General features: G+C 64.1%; 10 protein-coding genes. 4 read left to right on the forward strand and 6 right to left on the reverse strand.

Annotation, left to right across the window (positions count from 1 at the left end; translation table 11 throughout):
• The 3 genes from I5W_RS14220 to I5W_RS14230 form a co-directional block, all read right to left on the reverse strand.
• The coding region (locus I5W_RS14220) for a 1-deoxy-D-xylulose-5-phosphate synthase N-terminal domain-containing protein (RefSeq protein ID WP_044529718.1) at positions 1 to 727 on the reverse strand (727 nt) is incomplete at its 3' end.
• A gap of 87 nt (positions 728 to 814) precedes the next feature.
• On the reverse strand, positions 815 to 1,762 hold the full coding sequence (locus tag I5W_RS14225; RefSeq protein WP_044529719.1) for a polyprenyl synthetase family protein: 948 nt from the start codon (positions 1,760 to 1,762) through the stop codon (positions 815 to 817).
• The gene (locus tag I5W_RS14230; RefSeq protein ID WP_017452409.1) at positions 1,762 to 2,031 is read right to left on the reverse strand and encodes an exodeoxyribonuclease VII small subunit; all 270 of its coding nucleotides are present in this window, start codon (positions 2,029 to 2,031) and stop codon (positions 1,762 to 1,764) included. The genes I5W_RS14225 and I5W_RS14230 overlap by 1 nt, the downstream gene beginning before the upstream one ends.
• 267 nt (positions 2,032 to 2,298) lie before the next feature.
• Here I5W_RS14230 and I5W_RS14235 point away from each other — a divergent pair, with 267 nt between their 5' ends.
• From I5W_RS14235 to I5W_RS14245, 3 genes are all read left to right on the forward strand, one after another.
• Entirely contained in the window at positions 2,299 to 3,420 is a 1,122-nt protein-coding gene (locus tag I5W_RS14235; RefSeq protein ID WP_044529720.1) for an aromatic ring-hydroxylating oxygenase subunit alpha, read from the forward strand.
• Positions 3,421 to 3,665: 245 nt separating this feature from the next.
• The gene (locus tag I5W_RS14240; protein ID WP_017452411.1) at positions 3,666 to 4,583 is read left to right on the forward strand and encodes a DMT family transporter; all 918 of its coding nucleotides are present in this window, start codon (positions 3,666 to 3,668) and stop codon (positions 4,581 to 4,583) included.
• 73 nt (positions 4,584 to 4,656) lie between these two features.
• Positions 4,657 to 5,514: a sulfurtransferase gene (locus I5W_RS14245; protein WP_044529721.1), complete on the forward strand. Its 858-nt coding sequence runs from the start codon at positions 4,657 to 4,659 to the stop codon at positions 5,512 to 5,514.
• A gap of 50 nt (positions 5,515 to 5,564) precedes the next feature.
• On the opposite strand, the gene I5W_RS14250 is transcribed toward I5W_RS14245, so the two are convergent.
• Positions 5,565 to 6,485 (reverse strand): LysR family transcriptional regulator, encoded by a 921-nt coding sequence (locus tag I5W_RS14250; protein ID WP_044529722.1) that lies wholly within the window; start codon positions 6,483 to 6,485, stop codon positions 5,565 to 5,567.
• Between the two features lie 174 nt (positions 6,486 to 6,659).
• Between I5W_RS14250 and I5W_RS14255 the strand changes: the two genes are divergently transcribed.
• Entirely contained in the window at positions 6,660 to 6,905 is a 246-nt protein-coding gene (locus tag I5W_RS14255) for a hypothetical protein (RefSeq protein ID WP_044529723.1), read from the forward strand.
• Between the two features lie 16 nt (positions 6,906 to 6,921).
• Here I5W_RS14255 and I5W_RS14260 read toward each other — a convergent pair whose 3' ends face one another.
• Entirely contained in the window at positions 6,922 to 9,144 is a 2,223-nt protein-coding gene (locus I5W_RS14260) for a chemotaxis protein CheA (RefSeq protein ID WP_044529724.1), read from the reverse strand.
• Between the two features lie 16 nt (positions 9,145 to 9,160).
• The coding region (locus tag I5W_RS14265) for a methyl-accepting chemotaxis protein (protein ID WP_044529725.1) at positions 9,161 to 10,015 on the reverse strand (855 nt) is incomplete at its 5' end.

The raw sequence follows: 10,015 nt of genomic DNA on the forward strand, positions 1-10,015 counted from the left end.
GGCGATGTAGTTGAGCCGATTCCTCGAACATGGTGGCCGGGACCACCATGCCCTTGGCATGTTCTTCCAGGCGCTTGGCCAGTTCCAGCACCGGGCCGGGCAGCACCGACTTGCCCACGTCGCGCGCGGTGGCGTAGAACTTGCCAGACATCAGACGTGCCAGGTAGCGGTTCAGCGCGCCGACCGGCGGCGAGATCGACATGTCGTTGTCGTTGAGGATGACCAGCAGCTTCACATCCTCATGCACGCCCGCATTGTTGAGCGCTTCGAAGGCCATGCCGGCCGTCATGGCGCCGTCGCCGATGACGGCGATGGCGTGCCGCTCCGAACCTTGCGTCTTGGCGGCCAGGGCCATGCCCAGCGCAGCCGAGATCGAGGTCGAGGAATGCGCGGTGCCGAAGGTGTCGTACTGGCTTTCGATGCGGCGCGGGAAGCCCGAGATGCCTTCCTGCTGGCGCAGCGTGGCCATGCGTTCGCGCCGGCCGGTGAGAATCTTGTGCGGGTAAGTCTGATGGCCCACGTCCCAGACGATGCGGTCTTCGGGAGTGTTGAAGACGTAATGCAGCGCGATGGTCAACTCGACCGTGCCCAGATTGGAGGACAAGTGGCCGCCGGTCTTGGACACCGAGTCCAGCAGGAAACCGCGCAACTCTTCAGCCAGCGGCTTCAATTGATGGCGGGTCAGGCGGCGCAGGTCGGCCGGGTCGTTGATGGTAGTGAGGAGCATCTTGTTCTTACCGTGTTGGGGTCTGAAGGCCGCATCTGGCAGCTCGGCAGCTTGCCGCGCGGTCCGTCTTCATGCCTGGTTTAGGTCTTAGGTCTTTCGCTGTACGATCAGGTCGGCCAGTTGGCGCAGGCGGCGCGCCTTTTCGCCGAATGGCGCCAGCGCCGCATGGGCAGTGGCGCGCAGCTTGTCGGCCAGCGCCTGCGATTGGGCCAGGCCCAGGATCGATACATAGGTCGGCTTGTTGTCGGCCGCATCCTTGCCGGCGGTCTTGCCCAGCGTGGCCGAGTCGGCAGTGGCATCGAGAATGTCGTCCACCACCTGGAAGGCCAGGCCGATGGCGCGTGCGTAGTCGTCCAGCGCAGCACTTTCATCGGCGCTCAAGTCCTTGCCACCCAGCGCGCCCAACAGCACTGCGGCGCGCAACAGCGCACCGGTCTTCAAGCGATGCATCTGTTCCAGTTCGGCCAGCGACAGTGTCATGCCCACGCTGGCCAGGTCGATTGCCTGGCCGCCGCACATGCCCACCGAACCCGAGGCCTGGGCCAGCAACTGCACCATGCGCAACTGGCGGGCCGGCAGGTCGGCTACGCTCAAGCCCGGCTCGCCGGCCAGCGGCGCCGACAAGGTCTCGAAGGCTTGCGCCTGCAAGGCGTCACCGACCAGCAGCGCAGTGGCTTCATCGTATTGCACGTGCACCGTGGGCTTGCCACGACGCAGGGCATCGTCATCCATGCAGGGCATGTCGTCATGCACCAGCGAATAGACGTGGATCATCTCCACGGCCGCCGCCGCGCGGTCCAGCAGCGCAGGCGGGGTGTCGAAGACTTCACCGGCGGCATACACCAGCAGCGGGCGCACGCGCTTGCCGCCATCCATGGCGGTGTAGCGCATGGCTTCGTGCAGCCGCGCCGGCACCTTGGAGGTCGGTGCCAGGAAGCGGTCCAGCACGTCTTCCATGCCACCCTGGACCTGGCGCATCCAGTCTGCAAAATCAGGTGAGGCCTGTGCGCTGGCCACCGGCATCTGTGCATTCATCAGTCGTCCCCGCCGGCAGCCTCGGCTGCGTTGAAGGGCTTGAGCATGTCGCCTTCGAGCAGCTTGACCTGGCTATCGACCTTGTCGAGCTGGCCGGCACAGAACTTGACCAGTTCCGAGCCGCGCTTGTAGGCGGCCACCGAGGCTTCCAGCGGCAGTTCGCCGGCTTCCATCCGGGCCACCAGTTGTTCCAGCTCCTGCATGGCGTCTTCGAAGGAGGCGGGCAAGGCGGCAGTGGCGGTGGCAGCAGCGGCAGAGGTTCTAGGCATATCGACCCATTCAAAAAACTAACCCGGTATTTTAGAACAAACCAATGATTCCCAAGTCAATCGAAGGCGTGGAAATGTCGCTGCTTTTCTGGCCGAGCTTGTAAATTCGGTCAATTTACTGGCATTTTGGCCACAAAACCCGGCCCCTTGTGGGGGTTTTGTGGCATAATCCACGGTTCTGTCCAAAATTTCCTCTTCATATTATTTGAACATAGGTTTTTGCGGATTTTCTTCCTTAGGTTGGTGCAAATTAATTTGGGGGCGGAAATGTCCGATCTTGCTACTTTTGCCAAATTGGCGCGTTCCAACGCGCAACTTCCAGTCCACGTCTACTTCGACGAACCGCTCTATCAGCGGGAACTGAAACAACTCTTCCAGCACGGACCTCGTTACGTCGGCCATGAGCTGATGGTACCCAATGCCGGCGACTATTCCACCCTGCCGTGGGAGAACGAAGGCCGGATGCTGGTGCGCAATGCGCAGGGTATTGAACTGTTGTCCAACGTCTGCCGTCACCGTCAGGCCAAGATGCTCGATGGCCGCGGCAATACCAACAACGTCGTCTGTCCCCTGCATCGCTGGACCTATGATCTGAAGGGTGAACTGATCGGCGCACCTCACTTCGGTGAGACGCCGTGCATGAACCTGTCCAAGACGCCGCTGCAAAGCTGGAACGGCCTGCTGTTCGAGAACAATGGCGTCGATATCGCCGACAAGCTCAAGCACCTGGGCGTGACGCGGGACCTGGATTTCTCGGGCTACCTGTACGATCACACCGAAGTGCATGAGTGTGACTACAACTGGAAGACCTTCATCGAGGTCTACCTGGAGGACTATCATGTCGAGCCCTTCCATCCGGGCTTGGGCAACTTCGTGAGCTGCTCCGACCTGAAGTGGGAATTCGGCCGCGACTATAGCGTGCAGACCGTGGGCGTGAACCATGGCCTGATCAAGTCCGGCTCACCCACCTACGGCAAGTGGCAGGAAAAGCTGCTGCAGTTCTCCAATGGCCAGCCGCCCAAGTTCGGCGCCATCTGGCTGACGCTCTACCCCAACATCATGGTGGAGTGGTATCCGCACGTGCTGGTGGTGTCCACGCTCTGGCCGAGCGGTCCGCAGAAGACCACCAATGTGGTGGAGTTCTACTATCCGGAAGAAATCGCCCTCTTCGAGCGCGAGCTGGTGGAGGCCGAACGCGCCGCCTACATGGAGACCTGCGTGGAGGATGATGAGATCGCCCAGCGCATGGATGCCGGTCGTCGTATACTGATGGATCGCGGCACCAGCGAAGTCGGTCCCTACCAGTCACCCATGGAAGATGGAATGCAGCACTTCCACGAATGGTATCGCCAGCAACTGGACGTGCCGCCAGGAACCAGCACACCATAACCAGGCCGAACGGCCGCGCAGGGGGAACGCAGATGCAGGCACAGCGGCAATCTCACGACGGACGCAGTCTACGTCGTCATTGTCGCCTTCCCTCCGGCTCTGGCACGATCGACATTGGTTGCACGACGGCAGCCCCGGTTCATACCGGGGCTGCCGTTTTCATTGCGGCGTGCGGATGGGCTTGCCCAGCCACCTGCGCTTCATCTGTCCGTCCCCCTCTCCTCTCCCACTACTGATCCGTCGCCATGCAATCGCTCTGGATGCTCGTTGCTTCATTCCTCTTTGCCGTCATGGGCGTGTGCGTCAAGCTCGCCGGCAGCTACTACACGACCTCCGAGATCGTGCTCTGCCGGGGCGTGATCGGCGTGCTGTTCATCCTCGGCCTGATCCGCCTGCGCGGCGGCACGCTGCGCACCCCCTTCCCGCGCGATCACTTCATCCGCGGCGGGGTGGGGGTGATCTCGCTGTGGATGTGGTTCTACTCCTTCAGCCTCTTGCCGATTGCCACGGCCACTACGCTGAACTACATGTCCTCGATCTGGATTGCGGTGATGCTGTTCGTGGCCGGCTGGTGGCAGGGCAACAAGAAGTTCGAATGGGGCCTGGCCGGGACCGTAGCCTTGAGCTTCGTCGGTGTGGCGCTGTTGATGCGGCCTTCGCTCAATGCCGAGCAATTGCTGGGCGGCGCCATCTCGCTGGCCTCGGGCGTGCTCTCGGCGCTGGTCTACCTGCAGGTGCGCAAGCTGGGGCTGCTGGGGGAACCTGAGTATCGTGTGGTGTTCTACTTTTCTGCCACGGGCGTGCTGGCCGGGCTCATCGGCAGCGTGGTCACCGGCCGCGTGCCGCTGTGGCACAGCCATTCCTGGCTGGGTGTGCTGCTGGTGGTCATGATAGGCTTGACGGCCACCACCGCCCAGATCGCCATGACACGCGCCTACCGGCTCGGCAATACGCTGGTCACGGCCAATCTGCAATATACGGGCATCGTCTTTTCCAGCCTGTTCGGTGTACTGATCTGGGATGATGCACCAGGCTGGATCGGCTGGCTGGGCATGGCGGTGATCCTGGCCAGTGGAATGCTGGCCACCTATCGCAACCAGAAGCAGACCCAGGCCGTGGCCAGGAATGTGCCCAAGGTGGACCCGATTGCCACTGAGGTGTAAAGCGTGAGATATGAAGCGTGAAGTGCCCCGCCTACCCCCCTATTTTTGGATATATGAATAAAAGGAGATGGTCATGACCTACCAAACCCTCATCAGCGCCAACGAACTGAAGAATCGTGCGCAATACCTGAACCTGGTGATCGTCGATTGCCGCCATGACCTGCTCAACCCGGATTTCGGTCGCCAGGCCTATGCGGCCGGCCACCTGCCGCAGGCCCGCTTCGCCCACCTCGACGAGCTGCTCGCCGGCCCCAAGACCGATGCCAACGGCCGCTTCCATGGCCGCCATCCGCTGCCGGATCGCCAGCAGTTCGTGCAAGCCATGCGCGAGCTGGGCATCAACAACGATTCACAAGTGGTGGCCTACGATGCCCAGGGCGGCATGTATGCGGCACGCCTGTGGTGGTTGCTGCGCTGGGTGGGCCACCGCGACGTGGCCGTGCTCGACGGCGGCATGGCGGCCTGGCAGGCGCTGGGCGAGAGCCTCACCAGCGAAGTCCCGGCACCGGCCACAGCGGGCAATCTGCAGGACCTGTCCTCGCTGGTGAAGACCGTCGATGCCCAGGCCCTGCTGGAAAACCTCAAGACCCAGGCGTTGCAGGTGGTCGATGCCCGCGCACCGGATCGCTTCCGCGGCGAGAACGAAACCATCGATGCGGTGGGCGGCCACATCCCTGGCGCCAAAAACCGCTTCTTCAAGGACAACCTGCAAGCCGATGGCAGCTTCAAGAGCGCAGCCCAGCTGCGCGAAGAGTGGCTGTCGGTGGTGGGCGATCCACACGCCGCCGTCATGCAATGCGGCTCGGGTGTGACCGCTTGCCATAACCTCTTGGCGCTGGAAGTGGCGGGCTTGTCGGGGGCCAGCCTGTATCCGGGATCGTGGAGCGAATGGAGTTCCGATCCGCAACGTCCGGTGGCGACCGGCAACTGATCGTCTGATCTCAGAGCTCAGAGATCAGAACTCTTACCTCTGACCTCTTGCTACTGATCGGGCGCCGGCAAGCCCGCCTCGCGCAGGCGGGCCACGAAGGTCTGCACGAACTGCTGCACCATGGCCGGCGCATCGCGTCGGCGCAGCAGCGCCACTTCCGAATGGAAATCGGCATCCTTGAGGGCGGGGAAACTGACTCCGTCCGAGAGCGAAATACTGACCATGCTCTGCGGCACCACGGCGATGCCGAATCCTGCATTGACCAGGCTGAGCAATGAATTCTTGCGCGAGGTGGCACGCGCCACGCGCGGATAGAATCCATGCGCAATGCACCGTTCGGCCACCAGGTAACTCAAGCCGCCGCGATCGCGATGCGGCACGGTGACGAAGAATTCATCACGCAATTCGGCAATCTCCACTTCACTGCGCTGCGCCAGGCGATGCGTGACCGGCACGGCCGCCACCAGGCGCTCGCGGTACAACACGGTGCTCTCCAGATTGGGATTGGCACGCAAGATGGGCAGACGCGCCAGGCCGAGGTCGGCGCTGCCTTCGACGATTTCGCGGGCCTGGTATTCGGATGGCGCTTGCGAGATCTCCAGCGAGATGCCGGGGAAATCCTTCAGGGCTTCGTTGAGGCAAGGCCCCAGCGGCGGCGCCAGCGGCACCGAGCTGGAATGCAGCAGGCGCAATGCGCCATGCTCACCCTTGCCGATGGTACGGGCCTGGGCCACGGCGCGGTCCAGGTCGAGCAGGATCTTGCGACTGCGCTCATAGAAATCCTGGCCGGCCTGGGTCAGTTCGAAAGCCTTGGCGTCGCGCTTGATGAGCACCACGTCCAGGTCCGCCTCCAGCTCCTTTACCTGGCGGCTCAATGCCGACTGCGCAATGAAGAGACGCTCGGCGGCGCGCGTATAACCGCGGGCCTCGACGATCTCGACGAAATAACGCAACTGCCGGATGGAAATCATCCTCTGCTCTCCCTGCCCTGCTGACGGTGCTGCCGGTGCTGCCCTATCTCTATCGCCATATCGTTTTGAGATGGCAGCCCGGCTGATTTGATATTGGCGCTGCGCGCTGCGCGCCCCTACAGTAAAGCCATCCGTGACAGCGACCGCCGTCCGACTCGACCCCAGGGTGGAATCATGCTCCAAGACTTCTTGTTGTTCCTCGGCCTGCTGGGCCTGGTCTGCAGCATCGGGATGCGCTGGCTGCTGCCCACCGATGCCGAGCAGCCGTGCGCGCCATCCTCCGATGAATTCAATGCAGCCATGCGCGGCGCGTCAGTGCCGGCACACCCGGTGCGATCAACGCGCCTGATGCGACCAGGATCATCGGCGCCATCATCGCATGTCGCCTGGCGTGGTGCGCGGCAGCGGCGCTGTCGCTAACCAGGGCCAAGGCCGGTCATTGTACGCCTGGCTCTGCCGCCCTGCCATCGGCGCGGCGCGCGCCGGACAGCAACAGCGGGTTGATGATCAACACGATCTGGCCATCACCCAGCACAGTGGCGCCGACCACGCCGGCCAGGGTGGCCACTTGCGGGCCGACCGGCTTGACCACCACTTCGCGATTGCCGCTGACGTGGTCGGCCATGATGACCATCAATTCATCACCACGCTTGATGAGCAGCGCAAAGGCCGAGTCCGATGGATCGGGCCAGGCGGGATGCGCTGGTTCATCCAGCAGGCAATGCAGCGGATAGAGCGCCAGCCGCTGGCCGTTGAATTCCAGCGCGCGCTGTTGCAGGGCATCCTGCGCCTGGTCGCTGCGTAGCTGCACCACGCGTTCGATCAAGGTCGAAGGAATCGCATACGGCTGCTGGCCATGGCGCAGCAGGCAGACATGCTGGACCGCCAGCGACAGCGGCAGGTACAGGGTAAACAGCACGCCCCGGCCGGCGCGCGAATGGACCGTCATGCGGCCACCGAGCGCGGCCACTTCGGCGCGCACCACGTCCATGCCCACGCCGCGTCCGGCCAGGGCCGATACCTGGGTCGAGGTGCTGAAACCAGGCTCGAAGATCAATTCGGCCAGGCGCGCTTCGCTGATCTGCTGGACCTCGATCAAGCCACGCTGGTGGGCCTTGTCGCGGATGGCTTGCAGGTCCAGTCCACGGCCATCGTCGCTGACGCGGATCACGGCTTCATTGCCTTCGTGGCTGGCCTGGATGCGCAACTGGCCGCTGACGGGCTTGCCGGCGGCGCGACGCACCTCGGCATCTTCGATGCCATGCACGGCGGCGTTGCGCAGCAGGTGTTCCAGCGGGCCCATCAGGCGCTCCAGGATGGCGCGGTCGATGTGCAGGCGGTAGTCCGACAGTTCCAGCGTGAGCGGCTTGCCGGTTTCGAGGGCGACCTGGCGCGCCAGGTGCTGCATCCGCGACTCCATGCTGTTGAACTTGACCATGCGCGCGTGCATCAGCTCCTGTTGCAGTTCGCGGGTGGTGCGGCCTTGCTGGCGCAGGTCTTCGCGCGTCTTCAATACGCGCTGGAGCAACTGCTTCTGGCGTTGCAGCGCCTCGCCCAGCGCCTCTTGCATACTGCCGGCCAGGGCCAGCGGGGCGGCGCTGCCGGGGTCCTGGCCGGGTGGCGCGACCCAGGGCGTGTCGCTGCAGTGGCGCTGCAATTGCCGCAGTTGCTCGGCCAATTTCCCCAATTGTTCACCCAGTGCGCGGGCATCGCCCTGCAAGGCCGTGATTTCGTTGTCCAGTTGCGCGCGCCTGATCGAAACTTCACCTACCTGGTTGAGCAGCTTATCCAGCAAGGTAGTGCGGATACGGATCAGCGGGGCGATGAGCTGGCTGTCGGCAAGGCCATCGCGTCGGGCAGGAGAAGAGGCAACGGCCAGGCCCTGTTCCAGCGTATTGAACTGTTCGATGGCCTGGTCGTACAGCGCCAGGAGCGCGGCCAGGCTGCCGCTTTCCTGCACCGCATCGTCCAGCGCCAGACGCTGCAAGGTGGTTTCCATGTCATGCAGGCAGCGGCTCAGGTGCCGGGCGCCGACCATGCGCGCACTGCCCTTGAGCGTATGCAGGGGACGCGCCAGCTCGGCCAGCAGGCTGGCGTCGGCCACACCACGCTGCTCGGCGGCCGGCAGGCCCAGCAAGGTTTCGCCGATGCCGGTGATGAGTTCCTGCGCTTCTTCCAGAAATACCGGCAGCAGCAGCGGATCGATTTCCTCATGCACCACCGATGCTGCTGGCGCACCGGCGGCGACGGCACCTGCGGCGGCGGTCAGGGGGGCTTCCAGCAGTTGGGCCAGTTGCTCGATGTCGGCTTCGATAATGCTGCGGGTGAGCGGGTCCAGGTCGGCTTGCGCCGATTGCTGCTCCAGCAGTGCGAAGAGCCTGGCGGCCGCATCGGCGAAGGGCTCGGCGCTGCTGCTGCGGGCGTAGTCGCGCAGCGCCGCCAGCGAGCGCAGGGCCAGCGGCGGCAAGGCGGCGCGCGGGCCATCCTCACTTTCCAGGCGCGCGCCCCATGCGGCACTTTGCTGGCGGACGATGGCCAGCAGCGGACGCAGGGTTTCGCGCAGGACGGTGTCGGCGGCGGGAGTATCGGCTGCATCAGGTAAATCAGGTGCAGCCGCTGAAGTCGCGGCATCGATGACGGACGCAGAATCGAGCTTCATGATCCGGGCACACCGATCAGGAGACGGTCACGCGGAAGCGCGACACCGAGCTTTCCAGTTGCCGGGCCGCATCCCATAGTTCTTCATAGAGCGTGGAGACCTGCTCGCGGCTTTGTTCGATGATGTCGTTCTCGCTCAGGATGCCCTGGATCTGCTGCGCCACGCCGCTGGCCGAGACCGCCTGTTCACGGGTGGCGGCGGCCATGCCCTGGATCAGCTCGGCCAGTTGCTTGGAGACGCTGCGGATGTCGGCCAGCGCACTGCCGGCCGCATCCGAGAGCACGGCGCCATCGGTCACGCCAGTGGTGGATTTTTCCATGGCCACCACGACGTCGCGGGTGTCGGCCTGGATCATGCGCACCAGCGCACCGATCTCGCGGGTGGCGGCGCTGGAGCGCTCGGCCAGGTGCTGCACCTCCTCGGCCACCACCGAGAAGCCGCGCCCGGCTTCCCCGGCCGAGGCCGCCTGGATGGCGGCGTTGAGCGCCAGCACATTGGTGCGCTCGGTGATGTCGGAGATCAGCTCGGTGATCTCGCCGATCATCTGCGAGGACGCCCCCAGCCGCGTGATGCGGCCCGAGGTTTCGCGGATCTGTTCACCGATGCCATCCATGGCCTTGACCGCATCTTCCACCGCACGCGTGCCGCGCTCGGCCACCACCACGGCATGGCGGGCCACATCGGCCGATTCGTCGGCCGACACCGAGATGCCATTGATCTGGGTCGACATTTCCAGCATGGCCTGGGCGATGCGCTGGATGCGATAGGCCTGGGCTCGCGCCGCCGCCCCCAGCTCGGTGGTGGTGCCGCGCACCTGTTGCGAACTGAGCGCCACCTTGGCCGCCATCTGGGGACTGCTCGACCAGGCCGC

The sequence above is a fragment of the Herbaspirillum sp. B65 genome, from assembly GCF_000333555.1.
GTDB lineage: Bacteria > Pseudomonadota > Gammaproteobacteria > Burkholderiales > Burkholderiaceae_D > Herbaspirillum > Herbaspirillum rubrisubalbicans.

Excerpts from the sequence above, each read along its gene's own strand:
- I5W_RS14260 (WP_044529724.1), bottom strand. The coding sequence starts at position 9,144 with ATGAAGCTCGATTCTGCGTCCGTCATCGATGCCGCGACTTCAGCGGCT.
- I5W_RS14225 (WP_044529719.1), bottom strand. The coding sequence starts at position 1,762 with ATGAATGCACAGATGCCGGTGGCCAGCGCACAGGCCTCACCTGATTTT.
- I5W_RS14245 (WP_044529721.1), top strand. The coding sequence starts at position 4,657 with ATGACCTACCAAACCCTCATCAGCGCCAACGAACTGAAGAATCGTGCG.
- I5W_RS14240 (WP_017452411.1), top strand. The coding sequence starts at position 3,666 with ATGCAATCGCTCTGGATGCTCGTTGCTTCATTCCTCTTTGCCGTCATG.
- I5W_RS14255 (WP_044529723.1), top strand. The coding sequence starts at position 6,660 with ATGCTCCAAGACTTCTTGTTGTTCCTCGGCCTGCTGGGCCTGGTCTGC.
- I5W_RS14250 (WP_044529722.1), bottom strand. The coding sequence starts at position 6,485 with ATGATTTCCATCCGGCAGTTGCGTTATTTCGTCGAGATCGTCGAGGCC.
- I5W_RS14235 (WP_044529720.1), top strand. The coding sequence starts at position 2,299 with ATGTCCGATCTTGCTACTTTTGCCAAATTGGCGCGTTCCAACGCGCAA.
- I5W_RS14230 (WP_017452409.1), bottom strand. The coding sequence starts at position 2,031 with ATGCCTAGAACCTCTGCCGCTGCTGCCACCGCCACTGCCGCCTTGCCC.